Genomic DNA, 26,272 nt, shown 5'->3' with positions numbered 1-26,272 from the left:
TGTCAATTGTTGATGTAGGCGCCCAGCATGGCGTGTGCGTTCAGTGCGGCGCGGGCCGCTTCCTGTTCCCCCGGCTGCAGGTACCAGAAGATCCAGCCGGCATATTCTTCACAGCGGCCATGGGCTTGCATCGCACCGCGCAGCGCTTGCCGGCGCTCGGGCGGCAGCGCGTCCAGTCTGGCTTGCGTGAAACCATTGATGGGATATACATCGCGCAGGTGCGCATCTTGCAGCCCGCGCCGCTTGATGGCGGACCAGTTGTTTGCCGGGCAAGGAATGCCAAAGGTCATCGGATGGGCCTCATCGAGCTGCCGGTAGCCGAGTGCGTAGCCGGTGCCATAGCCCTGTGTTTCAGCGTAGCAGTAAAAATATTCGCAATGGTCAAACAGGCCGGGTATGGCCCGTGCTCCGTCGAACAAGGGCGCCAGCGCAAGCTTGCTGGCGCGTATGGACAGAATCAGCGACGAGTCCGACGAATACATGGCCTGCGCGTCGCAGTTAACGGCCTCGTCAGCTTCGTCGGGCGGCACGATGCGCGGCGAGAGCAGTCCGATGCCGTCGGTCTCTGGCGCGAACAGCATCTTCTCGTAATTTCGCTGTGAGAACTTGACGATCTTGCCGCGCTTGTTGCCGTAGCGCTCGACGGGTTCGCCGATCTGCGCGAACCAGGCAAACAGCTGTGCGCTGGCCGCGGCGGGAATGAAGGGGCTGTTTTTTGCGAATTCGCCGACGAGGAAATGGTATTGGTCCATTGGCAATGCGGGGGAGGGTTGCGACAGGCGCATTTTTGCACGGAATGCAATATGTTGCCAATGCGCGCGCGCGACCATTCCGTCAGGCGGCCTGATGCGTATGTAGTTGATTTAAATGGAATTTGCGCCGCATTGTGCTTACTTTGAAGCGTATTGCGGTTACACTCAGTCTGACTATACTGCAATGATGACCGTGGTGCTTGTTCACTACGTCGCTGGCAATCCCACGGAGGCCTCATGTCTTATGCGAACCCCACCACCCACAATGGTTTCGTGATCTCGGCCTATGCCTGCGAATTGCCCGAGGGGTGCTGGCAGGGACAGTTGGTGCTGAGCAAGTGCGGCTTTGAAGATGTGCGGCAAGCCAATCTGGAAAATCGCAGCACGCAGCACGAGGCGGAGCAATCGGCCTTGGCCATGGGCTGGCAGCTCGCCAATTACGTGCTACCCCTGCGCACTGTTGACGATAAGTAATCGAATGCTTTCATTTCATGAGGAAAATAGAGTATCGTGCTCAGCTAGAAAGTAATACACCGTATGCAGCAATAGAGCTGGCGTGCGCGGCGAGGTCTGAGTGAACGCCGCGGAACGAAGAGTTGTCCTTGAGGCCGGCCCCCACAGGCCGCACACCGTCACCATGCACCACACAGCAGTCTCGCCGGATCCTGAGGATGCGCCCGCCCAGCAGTTGCCCTCCGAGCAAAATCTGCAGGCATTGCATAACCGCGAAGTCAAACTGCTGCGCGAGACGATCAATCAACTGTTGATCATGGCCAAGATGCAGTTGCAGGAAAAGGATAAATCCGACGCTTTTGGCCTGTTGATCATGCAGTTGCGCGAAGCCAATCAAAATCTCGTGCTGGCGACGTTTGGTGCGCAGGATATGCAGGCGTCCGCCGAAGCGACAACCATGCGCCAGACAGAATTTCTGGCCATGCTCGCGCATGAGTTGCGCAACCCCTTGCAGCCGCTCGCAATGGCCAATGATTTGCTGGCCAAGAAGGTCGACCTCGATCCCCAACTGGTGGATGTGCATGGCGTGATCGGCCGCCAGGTGGCGCATATGGCGCGCCTGATCGACGATTTGCTCGACGCTTCGCGCGTCAGCAGCGGCAAGATCACCTTGCAGCTGGCGCCCATCCTGCTGAGCGACATCATCGCCAGTGCCGTGGAAGTTGGCCAGGCCAGCATCAGCCAACGCCAGCAAGTGCTGAGCGTGAGCCTGCCGAAGGAAGCCCTGGTGATCGAAGGGGACCTGGTGCGCCTGACGCAGGTGTTTGCGAACTTGCTCATCAATGCCAGCAAATTTACGCACGAGTTTGGCCACATCGACATCGTCGTCAGGCGCCACGATGAGTTGGTGGAAATTGCCGTCAGCGACGATGGCGCAGGCATCGCCCTCGATATCCAGCCCTTCATCTTCGACTTGTTTACCCAGGGCTTCCGTTCGCTGGAACGGGCGCAGGGCGGCTTGGGCATCGGCCTGTCGCTGGTGCGCATCATTACCCAGTTGCATGGCGGCACCGTGGATGTCTTCAGCGCCGGGGTCGGCTTTGGCTGCCAGTTTGTCTTGCAGCTGCCCTTGTCGTCGCTGGCGCCGCCATCGCAGGACATGCAGGCGGCACCTGCGGCGTGCGCACTGCCACGGCGCATCTTGCTGATCGAGGATAATGCCGATGCGGCGGAAATGCTGGCGCTGCTGCTGACGCAGGACGGCCACCATGTCGACGTGCGCAACGACGGCCCCAGCGGCTTGCGTGCCGCGCTCGATGCGCCCTACGATGTGATCGTGTGCGATATCGGCTTGCCGGGCATGGATGGCTTCCAGGTCATCAGCTCGGCCCGCGCGGCCTTGCCGGCGCCGCTGCCGTGCTTTGTCGCCGCGTCAGGGTACAGCCAGCTTGGTCAGTTCGACCGCGCTGGCGAGGCAGGGTTTGACCACTACCTGGTAAAGCCCATCAATATCGACGCTTTGTCGAGAATAATCACGGCAACGGTTCCGCGCTGATGGGCGAGGAAACCCTGATGCTTTTGTTTAACATGGTCCAAGCACCGAAAACCGCAGAGAAAAGATCCGATTATGGCCACAGCCCATGAACAGCGGCAGCGCAGGATAGAGCACGCGCTGTTACGCGAGCCCGGTGCGGTGGTAGTCGTCAGTATTCGCCTGTGGGAGCAACTGGCCACTGAATTGAATCAGATCATAGGTGAGCGGGGCGTGGAGTTGATGTATACCCGCAGCTTGCACCAGAGTCAGAAACAGTTCAGCTGGTTGACGCTCCATCCGCCGCAAGCACTGGCAGCTGCCATGACCGCCTTGCGCGCCAGCTTGCAGGGACAGGCTGACAGCGCCGCCTGTGCGGCAAGCACGGCGATGTTGATGCACTTCATCAACACCCTTATTTTATTAATTGGCGAACTCTTAACGAATAGCATCCTCCTCAGAGCCTGGGGTGATGACGTTGTGAATAATGCTGGAACGGAGCCGAACGAATGAACAAAGTCACCATCCACCGCCTGGCCACTGGCGTGCCGGGGTTGGACGAACTGCTGGGCGGCGGAATACCCGAGTTTTCCTTCAACCTGGTGGCGGGCACGCCCGGCAGCGGCAAGACGACGCTGGCGCACCAGATCATGTTTTCCCTCGCCACGCCCGAGCGCAAGGCGCTGTTTTTCACGGTCCTGGGCGAGCCACCGCTGAAGATGCTGCGCTATCAGCAGCAGTTTCCCTTCTTCGATGTGGACAAGATCAATCAGTCGATCAAGTTCGTCAATCTGTCGGCAGACTTGCTGGACGGCGATTTCGACCGCGTGCTGGCGCGCATCGCCGAAGAAGTCGAGGCGTTCTCTCCCAGCCTGGTCTTCGTCGATTCCTTCCGCTCCGTGGTGCAGTCGGCGAAGGCCGTGGACGCGGGCCCGGCCGGCCTGCAGAATTTCGTGCAGCAGCTGGGCGCGCAAATGACCAGCTGGCTGGCCACGACCTTCCTGATCGGCGAATACCTGGCGCCCGAGGCCGAATCGAGCGCCGTGTTCACGGTGGCCGACGGCATCCTGTGGCTGTCGCAGCTCGTGCACCGCGACGCCATGGTGCGCAAGATCCAGGTGGTCAAGATGCGCGGACAGGCGCAAAGTCTGGGCGTGCACACCTTCCGCATCAATGATGATGGGGTGGAAATCTTTCCCCGCGCGGTGCTGAAGACCAGCGGCATGGGAAAGGTCAGTATTTCCGGCAATGAGCGCCTGTCGCTGGGCGTGCCGGAGCTCGATACCATGATGGGCGGCGGCTTGCCGGCAGGTTACTCACTGCTGCTGGTGGGGCCGTCCGGTTCCGGCAAGACCGTGCTGGCCACGCAATTCTTGACGGAAGGCGTGCGTTGCGGCGAGCCCGGCGTGATCGCCGCCTTTGAGAAAAGCCCGAACCAGCTGCTCAGCCATCAATTGAGTACACTCGTCAGTTCCGGCCAGATCGGCGTCATCAACACGCGCACCCTGGATTTGTCGCTGGATGAAATCCTGCATGACCTGGTGAGCATGATCACGCGCATGAAGGCCAAGCGCGTGGTGATCGATTCGCTGTCCGGCTTTGAAATGGCGCTGGCCTCGATGTTCCGCGAGGATTTCCGCGAATCGCTGTACCGTCTGGTGGCGGCCTTGACGGACATGGGCGTGTCCGTGCTGATGACAGCCGAGCTGGAAGACCAGTACACCATGCTGCGCTTCAGTTCCTACGGCAACGCCTTCCTGGCCGACGCCATCGTCATGCAGCGCTACATCGAGCTCGAAGGCCAGTTCAAGCGCGTGGTATCGGTGGTGAAGGTGCGCGGCAGCGGCCACAGCAAGGATATCCGCTTCTATGATATCGACGCCGAAGGCATGAAGATCGGCGCCGCCCTCAGCCAGTATCAGGGCATCCTGTCGGGCGAGCCGTACCGCGCCTAGACACATGCTGTTGGTGACGGCTGAGTTGCGGCGTATGATGCAAGTGTGGCCATGCCGACGGTGATGGCCGTGCGCACAGGGGATCAATGCGTCTTCTGTGTTTCCCAGCTGATCAAGAGGAGATATGATGGACAAACCCGAATTCATCCTGGCCGCGAAGGCCATGGAAACGCTGGAGATGTATCAAACGTTTTATGGTCACTCCAGCGAATACCAGGCGCACCAGCAGGAAGTATTGAAATTGCTGCGCCACAAGGGTGCCTCCCTGCTGGTGTCGGAACATGGCCAGGCGAAGTTCCTGCTGGCCTTTGCCGATGCGCTGGAAGCGGCCAGCTTGCCGGGCGAGTATGTGCCGCTCAGCCGCAGATAGGGCGAGCCTGTCCCGGCAGGTGAGCGCGCGCGGCTAGCCGCCGTTCGCGTTCTCGTTCAGCGCTACCCTGGGCAGGCGCACGGTAAATACCGTGCCGCATTCCAGGCTGGACTCGGCGCCGATGGTGCCGCCGTGCGCGCAGGCGATTTCACGCGCGATAAACAGACCCAGGCCAATACTGGTGGCATTTGGCGACTTGTACTCGTCAGAAATGGCCAGCTGTACCAGGGGATCGAATATGGTCTTCAGCAAGGCATGCGGTATCTGGCGGCCAAAATTCTTCACTTGCACCACGGCCATATCGGCATCGCCGCAGGCCGTGATGGTCACTGGCTGGTCGTCGGTGCGATACTGCGCAGCATTGTTGAGCAAATTGGAAAACAGCTGGGCCAGGCGGGGCGCATCGAAGTCGCCAATCATTTCGCCCGTGGTGCTCAGTTCAAACTTGCATTTCGGGTGAGCGGCCGAGGCATCCTCGACGGCCGTCTTGCAGATTTCCCCGATATCGCCCAAGGAGGGGGAGACGGGCATGTGTCCGCCCAGCTGCGTCCTGGCAAATTCCAGCAGATCGTTCACCATGGTTGTCATGGCGGCCGCGCTGCGGGCAACGCGTGCACCGATCTCTACCGTGGAAGAGGGGTTCGCGCTCGGCCTGCTCAGCAGCGCACCGGCCATCGTCATGGTGCTCAGCGGGCTGCGCAGATCGTGGCTGAGGATGGCGAGAAAGGTATTACGGGTGCGGTCGCTTTGCTGCGAATAGCGTATGGCCGATTCCTGCAACGCCTTGTCGATCGCTTCATTGAAGCGCAGGATGTCTTCCGTTGCCGTTTTTGACGCTACTGATACCTGTGCCATCCACAGTCGCAGAACGCTGGCCCGCATCGCGCGAAATTCCGCCGTCAGCTGCGGCAGCGTGAAGCCGATCTGCTGGCGCAGGGAACCATGCGTGGCGGCTGCCGTTTCCTTGCCCGCTATTTCCGACACGCCCGTGGTCGATTTCTTTTTCCGCTGCGCCGCGTTCTCGATGACATCCATGTCGCGCACGATGGTTTCCAGCATCTGCTTTGCATGATCGCGTAATTCGGATTTCGAGATGGCGGCTCCAGGAATGGGGAGCGAGCTGGCGAAGAGTTCCCACTCCACCAGGATCTGCTCCAGATGGTCGGTAATAAAGCACGATAGTTTCACGATGGACCGATGCGTTGATGGTAGAAGAGCCAGTGTACGCCGTTGACGCGATGGATGGGGGATTGGGTTCTGCTCCGGGTGCCATATGCAGCTAGAGTCGCTCCGGCGGAGGAATTCGGCTGGATGTGCGCCAGTACAGGGAGGCGGGCCCTGGGTTTAGCTGTGCCAGGCAGCGCCCGGGCTAAGTAACCCCCAATAAATTATTGTGATTTCTGACTTCCATAACCGGCGCTCTGCTGTGTTGCCCGCTGCTAGCAGTGCTCGCACTGCGTCGCAGCGGGCGCCTTGCATAGCATTCGGTTCTGTTCGTCATAAATTCACAATAATTTCCTGAGGATTACTTAGCAGATTGCTCCAAACATCCCTTTTCCCGTACGCAGGTCGAGTCCGAAATAGCATTCGTATGCTGCCCCTTTTGTATGAACGCAGGTAATATCCCCCCTGCGCCGCTCACGGTAGTCCGCCGAGGAACTGCATGCCTGCTCCTGTTTCACATCGGGGCCGAGCTGGGCAAACAGTTCGCGTGCCAATTCCCCTTTGACCATGATTGCCACTTTCCGGTCGTTTCGCGTGGGCGGCAGCATTTCGGACAGCGTTCCGCCATAGATCTGATAGTCACCCCGCAAGGGGCGTGGTTCGCCAGTCCATGCCGGCGGCTTGTCCGCGGCTTGCGACGGCGAGAATAGAGCGAGCGCCATGGCGCAGCATGCAAGGCGAATATTCATCAGTGCTCTCTGATCTCAATATGAAGATGGTCGTCGTGCCCTTGCAGAGACCGGACGCGACCACTGGCAATCGCCTTTTGTACCTCACCGTCGTTAAAGAAGACCTTGGTGACCATGGGATGGCGCAAAAACAGCCGTATCAATTTGATGGTGGCGTCCCGGTCATATACGGCATCAAAGCGCGACACGCGTGCGCACTGGCCTTCCCGCTTGTCCTTCCGCAGGGGGCGTAGATCCATTTCAATGCCCTTTCTGTGGCTCACATGCTTGTCGTACGCCAATCCTTCCGCGATGCTGATATTGCCGATGCCAAATTTCCGATCATCAATTGCCTGCCATTCACGTTCGATGTAAAAGATCAGGGATAGCAAGCTGGGGTGCGCATATTGGGCCATATGGCCGGAATGTGGCATCCGGTGCAGATTGCCATAGACGTAATACCCGGCATCTTCCGGAGCCTGGGGCAGGATAGAAAAACCGCGCTTATCCCTGGGCTGAACTTCAAGCATGCTCGACTCCGCCAGGTGCAACGGTGTGGGAGTTGGCATTGTTTCGCATTCCGTTCCATCTGAGATTGCGCTTCCGCAAACAATGCGGGCTGGAACAGGATTCACCACCGCCTGGCGGAAAGAACACGTTGCCCGGCAAGTGTCGCGGTAGCTTTTTTATATCTTTTGTGACGATGTGTGAATATGTTGTTGCACTATTTAGTGCACACTTCACTGGATATCAATCCGGGAGTGTATCCATGACCAGGTCACGCAGCCTGCCGCCACGACTGCCGGGAGCGGGTTTCCGGATTTTTTCCTTGTTGCCGCTGGCCATCTCATTTGTCGTGCTGGTGTGCCTGTCGCTGCTGGCGCTCCAGTTATGGATGACCTTGCGTGCCCGGGAAGTGCAGCTCAATGAAGCTGCCCGTGAAAGCGCCAATCTGGCGCAATCCGTTGCGCAGCATGCCTATGACACCATCAAGGAGGCCGATACGGTGCTGGTCGGACTGGTGGAGCGGGTGGAGACAGATGGTGTCTCCGACCTTGAACTGGAGCGTATCCATAAATTGCTGGTCACCCGTGTCGGCGAGCTGCCCCAGTTACACGGCATCTTCATTTATGCCAAGGATGGCAGCTGGCTGGTGAACTCCCAGAAAACGCTGTTGAGCAATCTGAATAATTCCGATCGAGATTATTTTAAATACCATCGAACGCATGATGACCGGGGGCCTTATGTCGGCCCGCCCGTGCGCAGCAAATCGACCGGGGACTGGATCGTCACGGTATCGCGGCGGATCAATATGCCTGACGGCAGTTTCGGCGGCGTGGCGCTGGCGACCATCGACATGAATTATTTCAGGGAGTTTTACGAACGTTTTGCGATGGGCGAAAAAGGCGCCATTTTCATTGCGAATGGAGCGGGCATTCTTTTATTGCGGCGGCCGTTCGATGAGAGCTTGCTGGGACGCGATATTTCGCAGTTCCCGGTGTTTCATGATTATTTACCCAAAAGTCCGGTTGGCACGGCCGTGATCCGGTCGCGCGTCGATGGCGTGACGCGTATCAATAGCTACCGCAGAGTCGAGGAATACCCGTTGGTGGTCTCTGCCGCGTTGTCACAGGATGAAGTGCTCGCTGCGTGGCGTCTCGATACGTTGATGCAAAATGCCGTGGGCGGCGTACTGGTACTGCTGATTGCCTTCATCGGCTACCGCGTGGTGCGGCAAATCGATTTGCGGGTCAAGAGCGAGGCGGGATTGCGTGAGGCGCGCAATGAGCTGGAATTGATCAATGAAACCCTGGCCCGGCTTGCCAATCAGGACGGGTTGACGGGGCTGGCGAACCGGCGCCATTTCGATCAGTCGCTAAGCGCAGAGTTCAGCCGTGCGCAGCGCGAAGAAAGTACTCTGGGACTGGTCTTGATCGATGTCGACTTCTTTAAACAATACAACGATATCTATGGCCATGTGGCCGGCGACGAGTGCCTGAGAAAAATTGGCAAAGTGGTGGCCTACAGCATGCGCAGACCGGGCGACCTTGCTGCGCGCTATGGTGGCGAGGAATTGGTCATTTTATTGCCCGGTACGGATCTGGCGGGCGCATTGGCGGTGGCTGAAGGCGTTCGCCATGCCGTGCAGTCGCTGGGAATCGAACATCGGGGCAATCCTCTTGGCGTGGTGACGGCCAGCGTCGGCGTGGCGGCTTTTATGCCGTCGCATCTGGAAAACCAGGCAGTCGAGTTGGTTGAGCTCGCTGATAAGGCCTTGTACAAGGCCAAGGCATCCGGCAGAAACCAGGTCTGCTATGAGTCTGCTTGCGAAAGTGCCGAGCCGGCTGCGACTGTTTTTGCGTTTCGATAGCAATTTCTGAATGCTGAGGGCCGCCGTCAGCTTTGTGCTGTGTCCTGAGTGGCGCGTATGCCAGCCTCGTCCATGTACAATCGGCAACATCCGGATCGACGTATCCGCCCCTCACTGCGGAGTACGCTTGAGCGTGACACAAACATTGCACACCTGGCTGCTGGCCTGGCGGGAAGCCTTCACATGCGTCGGCCTGGGACTGCGCGACGCGCGTCATGCGGGCTTGTGGTGGCGCTCCGCGCTGTGGTGCATGGCGGTCGTGGCGCTGTGGCTGGGACTGTATAGCTGTTTCGGCCGTTTCTTTGTCGAACTGAGCGCCATGCTGGCGCTGGTGTCCGTCACCGGCTTGCTGGGCCTGGGCGTGATGGATGGCGTCGGGACACTCGCCAACGGGCCTGCCACCGTCTCGCAGATGGGCAATATTGCCGGCGGCCTGGGCAGCGCCGCCAAGGCCCTGCTGTCGATCGGCCAGATCGCCCTGGCGCTGCTGGCGCTGGCTGCTTTTTTCTATGTGATGGTCTTTATCGTCGGCGCCATCGGTACGGCGCGCTTGCCGCTGCGCTGGTTGTTGCTGGAGCGCGCCAAGGCCGTGGCGGCGCGCCGCTATGTTGCCTGGCAAGCGCCGGCCAGCCAGGATGCATCCGCCGCGCGCCCCGTTTGGCGGCGGCGCCTGTTGCTGCTGCTTTCCCTGCTGATTCCCGTGTGGGCGATGTGCGTGCTGATCTCGTACTTGCTGGCCTGGAATGTGCAAATGATCTACGGCGCGGCGGCCGAAGAGGTGCTCAGCGTGGAACAACAAACGGCGTTGCGCCGCGAGCAGCGCCCGGTGATCTTTGCCCTGGGTCTGCTGCTGTGTTTGCTGATGCTCATACCGGTCCTCAATTTATTGTTGCCAGCCTTGCTGTGCACGAGCGTGTGCCATGTGCAGCGCCGCGGCTGGCGCGCAACGGGCACGACAACCAAAGCGGAGTGAACAAGGATTGAACATGAGTGAACACGCAAGACGCGCCACCCTGGAGCGCGCGATTGAAATCGCCGCCGCTACCCATGCCGGCCAGACGGACAAGGGCGGCGCGCCGTACATACTCCACCCCTTGCGCGTCATGCTGCGCGTCGCCCCCGGCGCCCAGCAGATCGTTGCCGTGCTGCATGATGTGGTGGAAGACAGTGATGGAAAAATCACCTTCGACGACCTCGCGCGCGAAGGATTTTCCCAGGAAGTCATCGACGGCGTACGCGCCGTGACCAGGATCGAAGGCGAGTCGTACGAAGCGTTCATCGCCCGCGCGGCCCTGGACCCGGTCGGCAAGACCGTCAAGTTGGCTGATCTGGCGGAAAACAGCGATTTGTCGAGGATAGGGGCACCGACGCAGAAGGATCTGGAGCGGGTGGAGAAGTATCGGCGGGCGATTAAGCGATTAATATCGCAGCAATGATTCTGGAATGTCGGGATCGTATCCGAATGGAAGGCCTGATCCCGGCACCTGCAAGCACTATCGCCGCAGAGCTACCCTGTCGTTGGCCGGGGTACTTCTTGCTGCGCCTGGGCGCCGATTCGTATAAACCGGCATTGGAACCGCTGCCTTGTTTTCTGAGGCTCATACCGGTACGTAGTGCACGCGAGCTGAGGCGTCACGTCATTGGCAGTTGGCAGACCATGACTACCATTCCAATTGCAACTTTGTCTGTTTGGAAGGGGATTTCACCGCGCTCTTGAAAACCCTGTTTCGCGTAGAAGCGGCGAGCACTTAAGTTGGTTTTGAGCACATCTAACCATATCAAGCTCTCCCTGCGCTCTAGCGCTAGATCGTGAATGTAGCTCAAAAGCTGCTTTCCATAACCGCGCCCAGCCTCGGATTTGAGGAAGTATATCTTCTGCAGTTCCAGGCCCACCTCGCCGCTGATAGGCGCCGGCTTCGACAAGTTGACCTTGGCGAAGCCGACGACTTTTCCGCTTTCGTCGGAAGCGACAAGCCAGACTTGCTTCAATGAATTGAGCGAATTTTCAAGCGCGCTGGGAGAAAAATCTTGATCCAGGAAATCTGATATTCCGGTAGCGGACCAAATATCCGAAAAATGCTCACGATAGGTCTGGCAGCCGATTTCTTGTAGAGCGCGCAGGTCTGTTATTTCAGCCTCACGGATATTAATCATATGCTTTCGATTTAGTCAGAAATGGGAGAGGCAATAATATTGTAAATTGCATCATTCCGTGGGTTCCCTGTTGCCCAAGTCCTGCAGTGAACGGATTTTATGTTGCTTCCTGAGAAGCTGCGCAGGCGAAGGTCTGGTCCGCCATTTGTGCGCCGCCTGAGCTGCGGAGGTTTTCATTAGGAAAAACCGCCTGCGGCGCAAAACCGAGTCAGAAGAATCGGAGGGTTGCGCTCACCGAAGTCCCGCAAAACCCCCGTGCCCATACCGGACGCAGATGTGCTGCCCGCATTCCGCATGCAGGGAATAAATAAAAAGGGCTTCCCCGCCAAAACGGGGAAGCCCTTTTATTTATTCGACGGCGGGAATCGAAGCTACCGTAAACTTAGATTTTTTAGGAATCTTGAAGGTTTTGTTGGCAAAATACAGACAAGCAACCCGCAACGGCAGCTGTCGGCCTATTGTGTTGAAAACGCGGGTACATTGACCTGTAGATAGAATTCCTGTCAGCCTGAGCTGGCCAGTACCGTCGCTAGTGAACGATCACCGGCAGGCTGGAGATCTGAGACCTCCCGAAATTGTTGCCACTCAACTTTTTCAACACAATAGGGAGGAAGCGCACGGAGCCGATTAGCGCTCTGAATTGCCACCAGTACTTAAGACCTCGAATCTCAGCGCGGGAATTTATACCGTACCAGCAGCGTAGGTCCTTTGCCGCCGGGTGGCGTCAGCAGTATCTCGTCACCCGGCTGCATCTCTTCATACATTACCGTACAACAGGTCGGCATCGAGTGGCCGCGCGCGGGATAAACGCCAACGTCGGTGTGCAGGGTCGCAGCGCGTACGTCCACGCTGGTTTCACCGGCCTTTGCTGCTTCTTGCAACTGCTTGCGCAGTGCCGTGACGAAGTCCCCTTTGCTGAGTCTGGCAGGTGCCTGGGTTGCTTGCGGGCGAGCGGTTGCGTCGTTTTTCATGGCATTTTCTTTCAGTGTATACATTCCCGCCACTATATCATCGGCCCCTGATACAGAGCGAGGTCCGGCATTCGTATACAGCCTGAGCCGCTAAGGTTGTCGTTAGGAAAAACCGCCTGCGGCGCAAAACCTAGCCAGAAGAATCGGAGAGGGTTGCGCTTGCAAGCGCAACCCGGTTTACGGCGCCGAGCTGCGCTCGCCGAAGTCCCGCAAAACCCCCGTGCCCGTACCGGACGCGGATGCGCTGCCCGCGCTCTGCATGCGTTGAATAAATAAAAAGGGCCTCCCCGCCAAAACGGGGAAGCCCTTTTTATTTATTCAGTGGTGGAGACGGCGGGAATCGAACCTACCGTAAGCTTCGATTTTTTAGGCGTCTTGAAGGTTTTACTGGCAAATTACTGACAATCACCCTCTTGTCGATGGTAAAAGGGCTTTGTTGCACAAATCAACTGAGCGTATAAGACCTCATACCTTAGACGGATTTACGGCATGGCTACCGTCATCGGAGTACCGAGTCGCGTGAAGCGATTGAGGATGGCTGCACGCACCTGCAACTCGGCAACCTGTCGGTTGAAGTCCCGTACCATTACCCGCTCCCCGAGCAGTTTAAAGCAAGGTCTTTTGGTTTCGATCAGTCTGCGTCGATGATAGCTGGTCCACTACTTCCATATTCGAAAACCAAGCCGGCTCGTGGCGTGCGCAATGGCATTGCAAACCTCGGCGCCGGGGCGCCGGTCTTTCCATAGCTTGACGTACATTAAGCAAGTTGCTGTCGCCACAGGCATACTGAAGCGGGGTCATATGGCTTCGGATTTTTAGGATAATTTAGTGCTACGGAGGAAACTATGAACAAAGAAAACCAGGTTCTTGACGATGAAGACAATATCGTGGAATTTTATAATCGCACCGATGTGTTGATATTTTTGCATATAGAATGGATTGGTGTCGATTTTGGTTTTAAGAACACCGTGCTTAAGCCAGGCGAAACTATTCAGGTTCCCTTTAATGGTAAAACGGCGCGACTTTGCAGTCGGAGTGACGGCACCGCGCCAAAAAACTGCTCGGCTGATAGCGTCGTTGCACATGGGGGGCAGTTCTTTGATTTAGAAATAAACGGTGAGATTAATGAGACAGTATGAGGCCAACATGTCATCTTGTGTTGAACCGTTGGCGACTCAGAAATGATCCAGGTCGCCGACGAAATTGATTGATCCACCAGGGCGGCGCTCAAACGACGGCCTGGCACTTCTAAATACCGAAAATGCTTTCCGCTTTTGAGCCGGCAGTCTGATCTGCATCCGGCATCCAACACCCATATACCCTGGCAATCATTGTCCAGTCAGCATGCCCCATCTGTTTTGCCACCCACATAGGGTGTTCACCGGCCGAGAGCATCATGCTGGCATAGGTATGCCGCGTCTGATAAGGGTTGCGATACCGCGCGCCCGCATTTTGCAGGATGCCTGTCCATACAGTCTTGCGGATCGGCTGATCCCCCTCCCAGCGCCGTTCCAGGCGCGGATTTTGAAAGACTTCCTCATCCTTCGCCCAAGTGAATGCCTTTTGCTCCTGCAGTGCATGCATGGCACGCTCCAGCAGCTTGACTTCTCGGCGGCCGGCGTTTGTCTTGGTGCTCTCCGCAACCCTTGAATGCTGCGTGAGGGCTCGCGTTACCATCACTACCCCGCGCACGAAGTCCACATCGGCCCAATCCAGGGCCGCCAGTTCGGACGTGCGCAAGCCGGTCCAGAAGGCAAACCGCAACAGGTTGCTGCCCTGGCCGGTTGCTTGGGCGAGAATCGCTGACTGTTCTTCTTTCGTGAACGGGTCGATATCGTCCTTCGACTGCGGCGCCTCGACCTTGGAATAGCACCAGCGCGCCAAAGGGTTCACCTCGATCAACTCGTCCTCTATCGCGTCGTCCAGTGCCTTGCGCAGCACGCTCTGGATATTGGCCATGGTCTTGTTGGTCGCGTTCATGGGCTCCAGCTTCGCCCGCACGTCCTTCTTGCGCAGCGCCGACAGCATGATGGTGCCGAACCAGGGGATCAGCTGGTCGACGACGATCTTGCGATAGCCGTTGTATGTGCTGGCCTTGAGGTGTTTTTTTTGCCTGTCGAGCCACTTGTCCAGAAACGCCTCGATGGTCTGCACGTCGCCGACTTGGTCGGCGAATTTGACGGCATTGGACGATTGCGGGAAGGTGAGCGCGCTGCAATCGGCCTGGTTCAACGAGGCGGCCACCTTGTTCCGCCGCAAGTACTACAAGAACGGTTCGCACGCGGGCTTCGCATCGACCGGGGCAATCCAGATCACGTCAAACGACCTACAAACCGCATAAATAAATGGCGTACAAGGCCGTTTAATGAAAAACTATTGCTTAACTTGGGAGGATTGGCTCGCCATGCCCCCCTCTTCACGCCCTCACCGCACCAGGTCACAACATTGGATTTACTTGCGTACGCGTCCGAGTTGGCGGAAACACGATGTCAGACGCACACAGCTTTCATGCTTTACAAGCACGCAAGTCCATCTCTCTCTAGTTTCACTCTCGCTAACATAATCCTCAATCAAATAGCGGAAACGCTTATAATGTAAAGTTTTATCAGCCCGCATTGCAGATAGCTGCCAGCCTATGCCACTTCACGGCAAGCAATCAGAAGCGATGCCATTCCTGCGGGTATCCGCACACTTTTATTTGTACAAATACATGAGTACTGACCTCATCAAGTCCGATTCTGCACTCGCAAACCGACTGGTTTTCCTGGATTATCTGCGTATTTTTTCTTTCGTCAGTGTTTTAATTGGACACAAATTTTACGCTGACTTGAACTCCTGGGCTAACGATCCGCTAGTTCATGCAACACCCAAGTTACTACTGCAAATCATATTACCCGCTTTCTGGAGTGGTGGCGCTGGCGTTACAGTCTTCTTCATGATTTCCGGCTACATTATTACTCATGTACTAATAAAAGAATCGACCGGAACATTTCTCGTCAAGAGAATTTTTCGAATTTACCCCTTGTATATAGTGGCAGTATTATCACAATTGCTGATAAATAACTATTTTCTACATCAGCCATTTCCTGAACTACGCATCATCGTGATTCAGCTATTATTGCTGGGCGACTGGTTGCAAGCGCCCTATACTCTACTGGGGGTTGAATGGACCTTGCGCATTGAAATCATGTTTTACTTACTGATGGCACTCTTGAAATGTCTCGGCTTATTAAATCAGCGCCGTCAACTCCTGCCATGGGCATTGCTAGCCGTTACATTCGGCCTACGCATGATGGATCCCGTCCCCAATTTCGCAGGAACATTCCCGGCCTATTTCACGATTTATACACCGATCCTGTTTATCGGTGTCTTTTATTACCTTTTTGAGAAAAAAGAAATTCAATTGTGGTCACTGTTATTTTTCACCGGATTCATCCTGTATCAATACTTCGACCTGGTCGCAAAATATACACCATACTGGCTAGGTACGCATTTTGTCGCCATCGCTGTCGCAATCTTTAGCGCTGCCTGGATTTATCGAGCGGACCTGAAACCGACTCCAGTTGTACTATTACTGTCCAATTTGACATTTGCCGTCTACTTATTCCATAACTGGGCATGGGATCCGATCAAGATGTTGCTGACTCATTTATCAATCGACCTCCTTCCAGCCAATATACAAGCATTGTTTGGGCTCTTGATTCTCAGCTATATAATGCACAAAACAGTAGAAAAATGGGGGGTACGGCTTGGACAGCGCCTATTGCAAAGGCGACCAAATCAGCTCCGTGCGATGCCATCCGATTTATCCAACACGAAAACTTGACCTTCAGTGTTCTTCCCGCAGGGCCAGTCCAAGGGCTGGTGTGCGGCAATGCCGTGCACCAGCCCTTTTTCAAATGAGGAGGCGGGGTCCAATCCACCCAAGTTAAGGATCGCGCCGCGCAATTTTCTGCCTGATAAATCACATAGTCCTTGACGCGGTAGCGGCTTTGCGCGGCCGCCAATGAAGATCTTTTTGATCTTCTTTGCCGCCATGTCCCTTGCTTCCTTGCTGTCCAATTTCACCTGCCACCTGCATTCCAACCGGTTTCTCGATCATGCCCGTCACCCGGATCATCCGACGGCTTTTCAGCGTCGGCGCAAGTTGCCGTTGCCGGCCCTCGTGGCACTTATGCTCACCGGCATGCGCAAGAGCGTACAAACTGAACTCGATGATTTTTTTGCGCATCTGCGGCAACAGGCGCAGCTGGCCCATGCCGTGAGCGCCCAGGCGTTCGTGCAGGCAGGCGCCAATCTGGCCGCTACGGCCATGCCCGAACTCAACGACTGGCTCATCGATGAAGCTGCTAAACGTTGCTACTGGCTATACGCATTGCACCGCTACCCTGGAGTCAGGGAGCGGGGCTCAGGTCCGCCATGCGTACACGGCCTGAGCGGCTGATGTTGTTGCTAGGAAAAACCGCCTGCGGCGCAAGAGCCAGTCAGACGAATCGGAGAGGGTTGCGCTTGCAAGCGCAACCCGGTTTTGCGGCGCCGAGCTGCGCTCGCCGAAGGCCCCGCAAAACCCCCGCGTCCGTACCGGACGCGGATGCGCTGCCCGCGCTCTGCATGCGTTGAATAAATAAAAAGGGCCTCCCCGCCAAAACGGGGAAGCCCTTTTATTTATTCAGTGGTGGAGACGGCGGGAATCGAACCCGCGTCCGCAAGCACTCCACAGACAGTTCTACATACTTAGCACTATCATTTAATTTAACTCAGCCAGCACGGATGTGCACGTTATGGGCAAGCGAGTTACCTATTATTTAGTCGGACGCTAAGTAACCCAGCATCAGACGAGTCCCTGTAAATGACTCTAGAGCTTTTAACGGCCCACCCCAGGGACGAGGTGTTCTAGAGCTAACAGCAATTAAGCTGCCAGTGCGTACGAGTTATCGTTTGCAGTTAAGTTTTTTCAGGTTGTATTTACGAGGTAGCCCGCCCTCGGTATGCCCTGCGCTGCTTTGCAACCCACGTCGAAACCAGGTCGTCCCCACAGAACCTTCATTGTAGCGCAATCTTCACACTCTTGCATGATGCATTCGTTTGTTGGCGCGCCAGATCAAGTGGAGGCCGATTTACGCCGCCAGCTGCCGCGCCTGCGCCGCCTTCACCACGCCAGTCACCAGCTCGAGCAGGGCCTGCGGCGTGTCCAGCAGGTGGTCGGCCTTCCAGTGCTGCGGCTCGACGGGGCCGCAGTAGCCCCAGGCGCAGGCGACCGTGCGCATGCCGGCGGCGCGGCCGGCCTGGATGTCGCGCAGGTCGTCGCCCACGTACCAGCAGTCTTGCGGTGCCAGTTCCAGTCGGCGCGCCGCTTCCAGCAGGGGGGCGGGGTGCGGTTTCGGGTGCGCCATGGTGTCGCCCGAGATCACGCAGCCGGCGGCGCCCAGGCCGATCTGGCCCACCAGCGGGTCGGTGAAGCGGGCCGCCTTGTTGGTGACCACGCCCCAGGCCAGGCCCAAGGCTTGCAGGCCTTCCAGCATGGCGGAGATGCCGTCAAATAAACGGCTTTCCACGGCCAGGGCTGCTTCGTAATTGTTCAGGAAACCGTCTTTCAGGGCTTCGTAGCCGCTTTCGCCAGGTTGGACGCCATACGACGCGCCTATCATGCCGCGCGCGCCGGCCGAGGCGGTGGGGCGCAGGATGTCATACGGGGTCGGCGCCAGGCCGGCGCGCGCGCGCAGCAGATTGATGGCCGCTGCCAGGTCGGGCGCGGTGTCGGCCAGGGTGCCGTCGAGGTCGAACAGGATGGCGCGCGGGGCTGGCAGATGGTCTGTGATCATGGCGGGCAAAGTGTGTCAAGTAAGAATGAAAAATGGCGGCCGCAGCCGCCTTGTATTGTGCGTGATGGTTACAGCGGCCGGGTGCAGGCCACCAGATAATTGACGCTGGTATCGCTATTAAGTGAGTAAATCTTGGTCAGCGGATTGTAGCCCATGCCGCGCATGCTGTTGACGTCCAGGCCGGCGCTGCGTAGGTATTGCGACAGTTCGGACGGGGTGATGAATTTGTCATAGTCGTGCGTGCCTTTCGGCAGCAGGCGCAGGATGTATTCGGCGCCCAGGATGGCGAACAGGTACGCTTTCGGGTTGCGGTTAAGGGTCGACAGGAAGACGTGGCCGCCCGGTTTCACCAGGGTGGCGCAGGCCTTGACGATGGCGGCGGGGTCCGGCACGTGCTCGAGCATTTCCATGCAGGTCACGACGTCGTACTGGCCCGGCTCTTCCTCGGCCATGGCTTCGGCGGCGATCAGCTTGTAGCGTACCTTGGCGCCCGATTCCAGGCTGTGCAGGTCGGCCACTTTCAGGGCCTTGTCGGACAGGTCGATGCCTGTCACGTCGGCGCCCTTGCGGGCCATCGATTCGGCCAGGATGCCGCCGCCGCAGCCGATGTCGATCACGCGCTTGCCAGCCAGCGGCACTTTCGCGTTGATCCATTCCAGGCGCAGGGGGTTAATTTCGTGCAAGGGACGAAACTCGGAAGTGGGGTCCCACCAGCGGTGGGCCAGCTCACTGAATTTTTGGATTTCGAGAGGGTCGGCGTTCATAGGTCGAATAATAGCGGCAATTTTACAATCGGGCAGCCACGGACGAAAAAAAACCCCGCCTTGGCGGGGTTTTTCATGCTGTCCTTGACTTGCGCGATGACTTGCGGCAAGTCCGGGGGCTCAGCTATTACTTGTTGCGGGTACCAACAACTTCGATTTCCACGCGACGGTTTTTCGCACGGCCTTCGGCAGTTTTGTTATCAGCAACAGGTTGTTTTTCGCCTTTGCCTTCGGTGTACACGCGGTTGCTTTCAACGCCTTTGGTGACCAGGTAGGCTTTGACAGCATCAGCACGACGTACCGACAGTTTTTGGTTGTAAGCATCGGTGCCGACGGAGTCGGTGTGACCCACAGCGATGATGACTTCCAGGTTGATGCCGCCCAGTTGTGCGGACAGTTCGTCCAGCTTGGCTTTGCCTTCTGGCTTCAGCGTAGCTTTGTCGAAATCGAAGAATGCATCAGCAGCGAAGCTGACTTTTTCCGAGGTAGGAGCCACGACGACTGGTACTGGTACGACAACGACTGGTGCCGGTGCTGGTACGACTGGCGCTGGTGGAGCCACGCATTTGCCGTCTTGCAGGGTTTCTGGCTCTACGCACAGTGGCACGTCGCAACCTGGCACTGCGTCAGCAGGTGTCCAGTAGCCGGTGCGCCAGCACAGACCGAATGGATCGCGCACGATCACGCCGCGGGCATCTTGCACGTAAGCGCTTTTTGGGCTTGGTGCTTTGATGTCAGTGGTAACTGGCGCGAATGGTGGGGAGGTTGGGGTTTGGGCCGAAGCCGAGCCAGCAATCACTGCGGATGCAGCGAAAAACAGCGTTACAAATTTATTCATTCTTTTTTCCTTTCGGGGGGTGATATCCGCAGAACAACACTGCGCTACTGGTGCTACGTGCCAAGATTTTATCATGTAGACCATATGCGCTCGTTTCAGATTGCGAAACTAGCAATTAACTTCTCAGTCATTTTGCCACACGCATCAGGGGCGCACGACGGTGGTTAAATCAAAGCTTGCCCGATTTTAGACCGTGCGTTGTTTTTGCGCAACGAAAATGCCCATTTGTAACGCATCTGTAACATTTGATCGCTTTTTTTGCCACTTTGAAGGGCAGGTGTCTTGAACTGATATTGTCATTGTGCATTATCGACAGGTCAACATGCACGCCCCTGGTGCAAACTGCCAATCTTGTTGGTATGGCCAATTTGTACAGGTAGCTGGGCGCGCATGCTAAAATCGTGCGCTTGACTGTTAAGAGTGTCGAGCAAATGCCCACGGCGGCACCGCATGACCAGCACGTACCCTTGCGGTATGCGTACTGGCCGTACCGCCAGTGCGCCGATTTGTTCTGGCACTCTGCGACATGGAAGCCGGGCCGGGCCAGCAGCGCACGGCGCAGCGTCCACGACGACAGCCACCCAGGATATGCAGTATTGCGTCATACATTGCGTAACAGATAAGTTAACCACAGCCTGAGATCAGTCGAACCGCCAATGGATCAATTCGCAAAAGAAACAATTCCTATTTCCCTCGAAGAAGAGATGCGCAAGAGCTACCTCGATTACGCCATGAGCGTGATCGTCGGTCGCGCCTTGCCCGATGCGCGTGATGGCTTGAAGCCAGTGCACCGCCGCGTCTTGTTCGCGATGCATGAAATGAATAACGTGTGGAACCGCCCTTACGTCAAGTGCGCCCGCGTGGTCGGCGAAACCATGGGTAAGTACCATCCCCACGGCGATGCCTCGATCTACGACACACTGGTGCGCATGGCGCAAGATTTTTCGCTGCGCTACATGCTCGTCGATGGCCAGGGTAACTTCGGTTCCGTCGACGGCGATGGCGCCGCGGCGATGCGTTACACCGAGTGCCGCCTGGACAAGATCGCCGGCGAACTGCTGGCCGATATCGACAAGGATACCGTCGACTTCCAGCCCAACTACGATGGCAAGGAAAAGGAACCGACGGTCTTGCCGACGCGTATCCCGAACCTGCTGATCAATGGCTCGTCCGGTATCGCCGTCGGCATGGCGACGAACATTCCGCCACATAACATCACCGAAGTCATCGACGGCGCGCTGCACGTGCTGCGCAACCCGGAATGCACGATCGATGAATTGATCGAGATCATTCCCGCCCCCGATTTCCCTACCGCCGGCATCATCTATGGCGTGTCGGGCGTGCGCGACGGCTACCGCACGGGCCGCGGCCGCGTGGTCATGCGCGCCAAGACCCACTTCGAAGAATACGGCAAGGATGGCGGCCGCATCGCCATCATCGTCGACGAGCTGCCATTCCAGGTCAACAAGAAATCCTTGCTGGAACGCATCGCCGAAAACGTGCGCGACAAGAAGCTCGACGGCATTTCCGACATCCGCGACGAATCCGACAAGTCGGGCATGCGCGTGGTGATCGAGCTGAAACGGGGCGAAGTGCCGGAAGTGGTGCTGAACAACCTGTACAAGCAGACCCAGTTGCAAGACACCTTCGGCATGAACATGGTGGCCCTGGTCGATGGCCAGCCGAAGCTGCTGAACCTCAAGCAGATGCTGCAATGCTTCCTGTCGCACCGCCGCGAAGTGGTCACGCGCCGCACCGTGTTCGAACTGCGCAAGGCGCGCGAACGGGGCCACGTGCTCGAAGGTCTGGCTGTCGCGCTGGCCAACATCGATGACTTCATCGCCATCATCAAGGCCGCGCCAACGCCGCCGATCGCCAAGGTCGAGCTGATGGCCAAGGCCTGGGATTCGTCCGTCGTGCGCGAAATGCTGGCCCGTACGGGCGACGGCACGACGCCAGGCGGCATCGATGCCTACCGTCCGGAAAACCTGCCGAAGCACTACGGCATGCAGACGGATGGCCTGTACAAGCTGTCGGACGACCAGGCGCAGGAAATTTTGCAGATGCGTTTACAGCGCCTGACTGGCCTGGAGCAGGACAAGATCGTCAACGAGTACAAGGACGTGATGGAACATATCGCCGACTTGCTCGACATCCTGGCCAAGCCGGAACGCGTCACCGTCATCATCACCGATGAAATGACGGCGGCGAAAAACGAATACGGCGCTGGCAACAAGGACGTGCGCCGCTCGCAGATCGAGCTCAATGCGACCGACCTGGAAACGGAAGACCTGATCACGCCGCAAGACATGGTCGTGACCCTGTCGCACACCGGTTACATGAAGGCGCAGCCGATTTCCGAGTACCGCGCGCAGAAGCGTGGCGGACGCGGCAAGCAGGCCATGGCGACCAAAGAGGAAGACTGGATCGACCAGCTGTTCATCGCCAATACGCACGACTACATCCTGTGCTTCTCGGATCGTGGCCGCATGTACTGGCTGAAGGTATGGGAAGTGCCGCAAGGCTCGCGCAATTCGCGCGGCAAGCCGATCGTCAACATGTTCCCGCTGCAGGACAACGAAAAGATCACCGTGATCCTGCCGCTGTCGGGCGAGAACCGCACGTTCCCGGAAGACCATTACGTGTTCATGTCGACCAGCCTCGGTACCGTGAAAAAGACGCCGCTGAAGGACTTCAGCAATCCACGCAAGGCCGGCATCATCGCGGTCGACCTGGACGATGGCGATTTCCTGATCGGCGCGGCGCTGACCGACGGCCAGCACGACGTGATGCTGTTCTCCGATTCGGGCAAGGCAGTGCGCTTCGACGAAAACGATGTGCGTCCGATGGGCCGCACGGCGCGCGGCGTGCGCGGCATGAACCTGGAAGAAGGTCAGCACGTGATCGCCCTGCTGGTGGCCGAGAACGAGCAGCAGTCGGTGCTGACGGCAACCGAAAACGGTTACGGCAAGCGTACGCCGATCACCGAGTACACGCGCCATGGCCGTGGCACGAAAGGCATGATCGCCATCCAGACCAGCGAGCGCAACGGTCGAGTGGTTGCCGCGACCCTGGTCGATACCAGCGATGAAATCATGCTGATCACCACCGGTGGCGTGCTGATTCGCACCCGCGTATCGGAAATTCGCGAAATGGGCCGCGCGACGCAGGGCGTGACCCTGATCGCCGTGGAAGACGGCACCAAGCTGTCCGGCCTGCAGCGCGTGGTGGAAACGGATATCGACGAAGTCGAGCTGACGACGGAGGCGGGCCTGGAGGCCGCAGCCGCGCCGGCAGCGGCTGAACCAGCCGATCCCGTTGATCCTGTCGATCCGGCCCAGCCGGAGTAAGATGATTGGGGCTCTTTCGGGAGCCCCAATTGCTGTTGGCGCACCAGTTGTTAGGCCCGTAGGTCGGCTTAGCCCAAAGGGCGTAAGCCGACAAGCCTCCCGGCCGCAGCCCATTTACCCTTCATTCAACATCCCGCATGCCATGAGAAAAATCGTCGCCACCTTCTTCGCCGCGTTTTCGCTGGCCTTTCTTGCGACCCTGCCGGCCCTGGCCCAGAGCACGCAAGCCACGCCCGCGCGCCAGGCGGCACCCAGCCCCGCCATGAAAGTGGCCGTGCGGCGCATGCTCGACGCGATGCAGTTCCCGCAACTGACGCGCAGCATCTTCGACCAGATGCTGCAATCGGTGCCCGCCATGATCCGCCAGTCGGCGCAGCAGCAAATCAGCAGCAACCCGAACCTGGACGAGCAGCGCAAGGCGCGCGCGCTGGCCAGCGCCGAGGAAGAAATCCCCGTCGCTATCGCCACCCTGACGCAGGTGCTGGCCGACCCGACCCTGATCGACGAGCTGAGCGCCGAAATGGTGCCCCTGTACGCGCGCTTTTACACGGTGCCGGAAGTCGAGCAGCTGGCGGCCTTCTACAAGACGCCGCTGGGCCGCAAGATGCTGGCCACCATGCCGCAGCTGTCGGCCGAATCGATGGCCATCAGCCAGCGCGTGCTGATGCCGCGCGTGAATGCCGTGCTCGAACAAGTCATGCGGGCGGCCACGCAGCCGCCCCAATAATTCCATTTTTCCAAGGACCGTATCGTGACCCATATCTACAATTTTTCAGCCGGCCCCGCCGTCCTGCCCAAGGAAGTGCTGGCGCAAGCGGCAGCGGAAATGCAGGACTGGCATGGCAGCGGCATGTCGGTGATGGAAATGAGCCACCGTGGTCCCGAATTCATCTCCATCTACAAGCAGGCAGTAGCCGATCTGCGCGAACTGCTGGCCGTGCCCGACAACTACAAGATCCTGTTCCTGCAGGGCGGTGGCCTGGGCGAGAACGCCATCATCCCCATGAATCTGGTGGGCCTGGCCGCGCAGCAGCCGGCCACCGTCGACTTCGTGCATACGGGCTCGTGGTCGGGCAAGTCGATCCAGGAAGCGGCAAAATATGCCAACGTCAACGTGGCCGCGTCGTCCAAGGCCACGCGTTTCACGGGTGTGCTGCCGGTGGGTGAGTGGAAACTGACGCCAGGCGCCGCCTACCTGCACATCTGCACCAATGAAACCATCGACGGCGTGGAGTTCCAGCAGGCGCCAGGCGTACCGGCAGGGACCACCATCGTGGCCGACATGTCCTCGCACATTTTGTCGCGCGTGATCGACGTGTCGCAATACGGCGTCATCTTCGGCGGTGCACAGAAAAATATCGGCCCGGCCGGCCTGACGCTGGTCATCGTGCGCGAAGACTTGCTGGGCAAGGCGCTGCCGATCTGCCCGTCCGCTTTCGACTGGAGCATCGTGGCCGAACATGAATCGATGTACAACACGCCGCCCACCTACGGCATCTATATTGCCGGCCTGGTTTTCCAGTGGCTCAAACGGCAAGGTGGCGTGGCAGCCATGGAACAGCGTAATATTGAGAAAGCGGCGCTGCTGTACGCGGCGCTTGATGCGGACGACTTCTACCAGAACCGGGTCGATCCCGCATACCGCTCGCGCATGACCATCCCGTTCTATCTGCGCGATGAAAGCTTGAACGACGCATTCCTGGCCGGCGCCAAGCAGCGCGGCCTGCTGCAACTGAAGGGCCACAAGTCCGTCGGCGGCATGCGTGCATCGATCTATAACGCGATGCCGATCGAGGGCGTGCAAGCCTTGGTGAATTATCTGAACGAGTTTGCCGGACGCTGAGTCGCCTAGACGACCGCGCCGGCCCGCCGCCGGCGCAGGCCGCGCGGCCATGATTGAAGTACAGCTGACGAAACAAACACCATGACCGATAAATTGAAACCGCTGCGCGAACAGATCGATGCGATCGACGCGCAAATCCTCGAACTGCTGAACCGCCGCGCGCAAATAGCCCAGCAAGTGGGCCACGTGAAGGCCGAGACGCAGGCGCCCGTGTTCCGTCCCGAGCGCGAAGCGCAAGTGCTGCGCGGCGTGGCCGAGCGCAATCCCGGCCCCATGGGCGACCGCGAAGTGCAGACCATCTTCCGCGAAATCATGTCGTCCTGCCGCTCGCTGGAAAAGCGCGTCACCGTGGCCTATCTTGGCCCGGCCGGCACCTTCAGCGAACAGGCCGTGTACCAGCAGTTCGGCAGCGCCGTCGAAGGCTTGCCGTGCGCGTCCATCGATGAAGTGTTCCGCTCCGCCGAGGCGGGAACGGCCGACTTTGGCGTGGTGCCGATCGAGAATTCCTCGGAAGGCGCCGTCAACCGCACGCTGGACATGATGCTGCAGACTAGCCTCATCATCAGCGGTGAAGTCGCCATTGCCGTGCACCACAGCCTGATGACGAAGAGCGGCAACATGGATGGCGTCACCTCCATCTGCGCCCATTCGCAGGCGCTGGCGCAGTGCCAGGTGTGGCTGAACCAGAATTACCCACACATCGCGCGCCATGCCGTGGCCTCGAATGCCGAAGCGGCGCGCATGGCCAGCGAGGACCCGGCGGTCGCTGCCATTGCCAGCGAACTGGCGGGCGCGCAGTACAAGCTGGGCGTGGTCAAGGGCCATATCCAGGACGACCCGCACAACCGCACGCGCTTTGCCGTTGTGGGCACCTTGCAGACGGCACCGTCGGGCAAGGATCAGACGTCGCTGGTGCTGGCCGTGCCGAACAAGGCGGGCGCCGTGTACCAGTTGCTGGCACCCCTGGCGAAGCACGGCGTGTCGATGACGCGCTTCGAGTCGCGCCCGGCGCGCATGGGCAGCTGGGAGTATTATTTCTATGTCGACGTGGAAGGCCATGTGCACGATGCAGCCGTTGCCCAGGCGCTGGCCGAGCTGCAAGGCAATGCGGCGTTTTTCAAGGTGCTGGGGTCGTATCCGGTCAGTCTGTGACGCCGACGGTGGTGTCGGATTACGGCCTGCGGCCTAATCCGACCTACAATAAGC

At 58.3% G+C, this 26,272-nt stretch carries 25 protein-coding genes, 1 other RNA gene and 2 pseudogenes; 16 read left to right on the top strand and 12 right to left on the bottom strand.

The window, feature by feature from the left end:
- Positions 1 to 2 precede the first annotated feature (2 nt).
- A complete protein-coding gene (locus ACP7EG_RS17525) occupies positions 3 to 830 on the bottom strand; it encodes a hypothetical protein (RefSeq protein ID WP_426088648.1) in 828 nt (275 codons plus the stop codon).
- A 159-nt stretch (positions 831 to 989) separates the two neighbouring features.
- Between ACP7EG_RS17525 and ACP7EG_RS17520 the strand changes: the two genes are divergently transcribed.
- The 5 genes from ACP7EG_RS17520 (at position 990) to ACP7EG_RS17500 (ending at position 5,061) form a co-directional block, all read left to right on the top strand.
- Positions 990 to 1,226, top strand: coding sequence for a hypothetical protein (locus tag ACP7EG_RS17520; RefSeq protein ID WP_426088647.1), 237 nt, complete (start codon positions 990 to 992; stop codon positions 1,224 to 1,226).
- Between the two features lie 163 nt (positions 1,227 to 1,389).
- On the top strand, positions 1,390 to 2,760 hold the full coding sequence (locus ACP7EG_RS17515; RefSeq protein WP_426088646.1) for a hybrid sensor histidine kinase/response regulator: 1,371 nt from the start codon (positions 1,390 to 1,392) through the stop codon (positions 2,758 to 2,760).
- 72 nt (positions 2,761 to 2,832) lie between these two features.
- On the top strand, positions 2,833 to 3,249 hold the full coding sequence (locus tag ACP7EG_RS17510; RefSeq protein ID WP_426088645.1) for a hypothetical protein: 417 nt from the start codon (positions 2,833 to 2,835) through the stop codon (positions 3,247 to 3,249).
- The gene (locus tag ACP7EG_RS17505; protein ID WP_426088644.1) at positions 3,246 to 4,691 is read left to right on the top strand and encodes an ATPase domain-containing protein; all 1,446 of its coding nucleotides are present in this window, start codon (positions 3,246 to 3,248) and stop codon (positions 4,689 to 4,691) included. The genes ACP7EG_RS17510 and ACP7EG_RS17505 overlap by 4 nt, the downstream gene beginning before the upstream one ends.
- Positions 4,692 to 4,815: 124 nt before the next feature.
- Positions 4,816 to 5,061, top strand: coding sequence for a hypothetical protein (locus tag ACP7EG_RS17500; protein WP_426088643.1), 246 nt, complete (start codon positions 4,816 to 4,818; stop codon positions 5,059 to 5,061).
- 33 nt (positions 5,062 to 5,094) lie between these two features.
- Here the strand turns inward: ACP7EG_RS17500 and ACP7EG_RS17495 are convergent, their stop codons facing one another.
- The 3 genes from ACP7EG_RS17495 to ACP7EG_RS17485 form a co-directional block, all read right to left on the bottom strand.
- Positions 5,095 to 6,249: a sensor histidine kinase gene (locus ACP7EG_RS17495; protein ID WP_426088642.1), complete on the bottom strand. Its 1,155-nt coding sequence runs from the start codon at positions 6,247 to 6,249 to the stop codon at positions 5,095 to 5,097.
- A 341-nt stretch (positions 6,250 to 6,590) separates the two neighbouring features.
- Complete coding sequence (locus tag ACP7EG_RS17490) at positions 6,591 to 6,974, bottom strand: hypothetical protein (protein WP_426088641.1); 384 nt, start codon at positions 6,972 to 6,974, stop codon at positions 6,591 to 6,593.
- On the bottom strand, positions 6,974 to 7,483 hold the full coding sequence (locus ACP7EG_RS17485) for a hypothetical protein (RefSeq protein WP_426088640.1): 510 nt from the start codon (positions 7,481 to 7,483) through the stop codon (positions 6,974 to 6,976). Before ACP7EG_RS17485 ends, ACP7EG_RS17490 begins: the two co-directional genes overlap by 1 nt.
- A gap of 239 nt (positions 7,484 to 7,722) precedes the next feature.
- Here ACP7EG_RS17485 and ACP7EG_RS17480 point away from each other — a divergent pair, with 239 nt between their 5' ends.
- The 3 genes from ACP7EG_RS17480 to ACP7EG_RS17470 all read left to right on the top strand — a co-directional run bounded on the left by ACP7EG_RS17480 (position 7,723) and on the right by ACP7EG_RS17470 (position 10,760).
- Positions 7,723 to 9,324 carry a sensor domain-containing diguanylate cyclase gene (locus ACP7EG_RS17480; protein ID WP_426088639.1) on the top strand — a complete coding sequence of 534 codons (1,602 nt, stop codon included), beginning with the start codon at positions 7,723 to 7,725 and terminating at the stop codon, positions 9,322 to 9,324.
- A 133-nt stretch (positions 9,325 to 9,457) separates the two neighbouring features.
- Positions 9,458 to 10,297, top strand: coding sequence for a hypothetical protein (locus ACP7EG_RS17475; RefSeq protein ID WP_426088638.1), 840 nt, complete (start codon positions 9,458 to 9,460; stop codon positions 10,295 to 10,297).
- A gap of 13 nt (positions 10,298 to 10,310) precedes the next feature.
- Entirely contained in the window at positions 10,311 to 10,760 is a 450-nt protein-coding gene (locus ACP7EG_RS17470) for a GTP pyrophosphokinase (RefSeq protein WP_426088637.1), read from the top strand.
- A 196-nt stretch (positions 10,761 to 10,956) separates the two neighbouring features.
- Here ACP7EG_RS17470 and ACP7EG_RS17465 read toward each other — a convergent pair whose 3' ends face one another.
- The 3 genes and pseudogenes from ACP7EG_RS17465 to ACP7EG_RS17455 all read right to left on the bottom strand — a co-directional run.
- Positions 10,957 to 11,478 (bottom strand): GNAT family N-acetyltransferase, encoded by a 522-nt coding sequence (locus tag ACP7EG_RS17465; RefSeq protein WP_426088636.1) that lies wholly within the window; start codon positions 11,476 to 11,478, stop codon positions 10,957 to 10,959.
- Between the two features lie 668 nt (positions 11,479 to 12,146).
- Positions 12,147 to 12,449 carry an HNH endonuclease gene (locus ACP7EG_RS17460; protein ID WP_426088635.1) on the bottom strand — a complete coding sequence of 101 codons (303 nt, stop codon included), beginning with the start codon at positions 12,447 to 12,449 and terminating at the stop codon, positions 12,147 to 12,149.
- 482 nt (positions 12,450 to 12,931) lie between these two features.
- Positions 12,932 to 13,159: pseudogene (locus tag ACP7EG_RS17455) on the bottom strand (IS5/IS1182 family transposase); the annotation flags it as partial.
- A 135-nt stretch (positions 13,160 to 13,294) separates the two neighbouring features.
- Here ACP7EG_RS17455 and ACP7EG_RS17450 point away from each other — a divergent pair.
- Entirely contained in the window at positions 13,295 to 13,588 is a 294-nt protein-coding gene (locus ACP7EG_RS17450; RefSeq protein ID WP_426088634.1) for a hypothetical protein, read from the top strand.
- A gap of 109 nt (positions 13,589 to 13,697) precedes the next feature.
- Here the strand turns inward: ACP7EG_RS17450 and ACP7EG_RS17445 are convergent, their stop codons facing one another.
- A complete protein-coding gene (locus ACP7EG_RS17445) occupies positions 13,698 to 14,693 on the bottom strand; it encodes a site-specific integrase (protein WP_426088633.1) in 996 nt (331 codons plus the stop codon).
- Between ACP7EG_RS17445 and ACP7EG_RS17440 the strand changes: the two are divergent.
- The 3 genes and pseudogenes from ACP7EG_RS17440 to ACP7EG_RS17430 all read left to right on the top strand — a co-directional run.
- Positions 14,653 to 14,739, top strand: a pseudogene (locus tag ACP7EG_RS17440) (phage portal protein); the annotation flags it as partial. The gene ACP7EG_RS17445 and the pseudogene ACP7EG_RS17440 overlap by 41 nt on opposite strands.
- Before the next feature lie 420 nt (positions 14,740 to 15,159).
- Positions 15,160 to 16,275: an acyltransferase family protein gene (locus ACP7EG_RS17435; RefSeq protein ID WP_426088632.1), complete on the top strand. Its 1,116-nt coding sequence runs from the start codon at positions 15,160 to 15,162 to the stop codon at positions 16,273 to 16,275.
- 180 nt (positions 16,276 to 16,455) lie between these two features.
- Positions 16,456 to 16,893, top strand: a complete 438-nt coding sequence (locus tag ACP7EG_RS17430; protein WP_426088631.1) for a hypothetical protein — start codon at positions 16,456 to 16,458, stop codon at positions 16,891 to 16,893.
- A 229-nt stretch (positions 16,894 to 17,122) separates the two neighbouring features.
- On the opposite strand, the gene ssrA is transcribed toward ACP7EG_RS17430, so the two are convergent.
- The 4 genes from ssrA to ompA all read right to left on the bottom strand — a co-directional run bounded on the left by ssrA (position 17,123) and on the right by ompA (position 19,873).
- Positions 17,123 to 17,483: a transfer-messenger RNA gene (gene ssrA / locus ACP7EG_RS17425) on the bottom strand.
- A gap of 83 nt (positions 17,484 to 17,566) precedes the next feature.
- Complete coding sequence (locus ACP7EG_RS17420; RefSeq protein ID WP_426088630.1) at positions 17,567 to 18,271, bottom strand: HAD family hydrolase; 705 nt, start codon at positions 18,269 to 18,271, stop codon at positions 17,567 to 17,569.
- 68 nt (positions 18,272 to 18,339) lie between these two features.
- A complete protein-coding gene (gene ubiG, locus ACP7EG_RS17415; RefSeq protein WP_071078972.1) occupies positions 18,340 to 19,035 on the bottom strand; it encodes a bifunctional 2-polyprenyl-6-hydroxyphenol methylase/3-demethylubiquinol 3-O-methyltransferase UbiG in 696 nt (231 codons plus the stop codon).
- A 127-nt stretch (positions 19,036 to 19,162) separates the two neighbouring features.
- Complete coding sequence (gene ompA / locus ACP7EG_RS17410) at positions 19,163 to 19,873, bottom strand: outer membrane protein OmpA (protein WP_034782001.1); 711 nt, start codon at positions 19,871 to 19,873, stop codon at positions 19,163 to 19,165.
- A 656-nt stretch (positions 19,874 to 20,529) separates the two neighbouring features.
- Between ompA and gyrA the strand changes: the two genes are divergently transcribed.
- From gyrA to pheA, 4 genes are all read left to right on the top strand, one after another.
- On the top strand, positions 20,530 to 23,223 hold the full coding sequence (gene gyrA, locus ACP7EG_RS17405) for a DNA gyrase subunit A (protein ID WP_426088629.1): 2,694 nt from the start codon (positions 20,530 to 20,532) through the stop codon (positions 23,221 to 23,223).
- A 142-nt stretch (positions 23,224 to 23,365) separates the two neighbouring features.
- Complete coding sequence (locus ACP7EG_RS17400; RefSeq protein ID WP_426088628.1) at positions 23,366 to 23,950, top strand: DUF2059 domain-containing protein; 585 nt, start codon at positions 23,366 to 23,368, stop codon at positions 23,948 to 23,950.
- Between the two features lie 24 nt (positions 23,951 to 23,974).
- Positions 23,975 to 25,066 (top strand): 3-phosphoserine/phosphohydroxythreonine transaminase, encoded by a 1,092-nt coding sequence (gene serC, locus ACP7EG_RS17395; RefSeq protein ID WP_426088627.1) that lies wholly within the window; start codon positions 23,975 to 23,977, stop codon positions 25,064 to 25,066.
- 81 nt (positions 25,067 to 25,147) lie between these two features.
- Positions 25,148 to 26,218, top strand: a complete 1,071-nt coding sequence (pheA, locus tag ACP7EG_RS17390; RefSeq protein WP_426088626.1) for a prephenate dehydratase — start codon at positions 25,148 to 25,150, stop codon at positions 26,216 to 26,218.
- Positions 26,219 to 26,272 lie beyond the last annotated feature (54 nt).

The sequence above is a fragment of the Janthinobacterium sp. PSPC1-1 genome, assembly GCF_049897625.1.
In the GTDB taxonomy this organism is placed as follows: domain Bacteria; phylum Pseudomonadota; class Gammaproteobacteria; order Burkholderiales; family Burkholderiaceae_D; genus Janthinobacterium; species Janthinobacterium tructae.
This window is presented reverse-complemented; position numbering and strand designations above follow the sequence as displayed.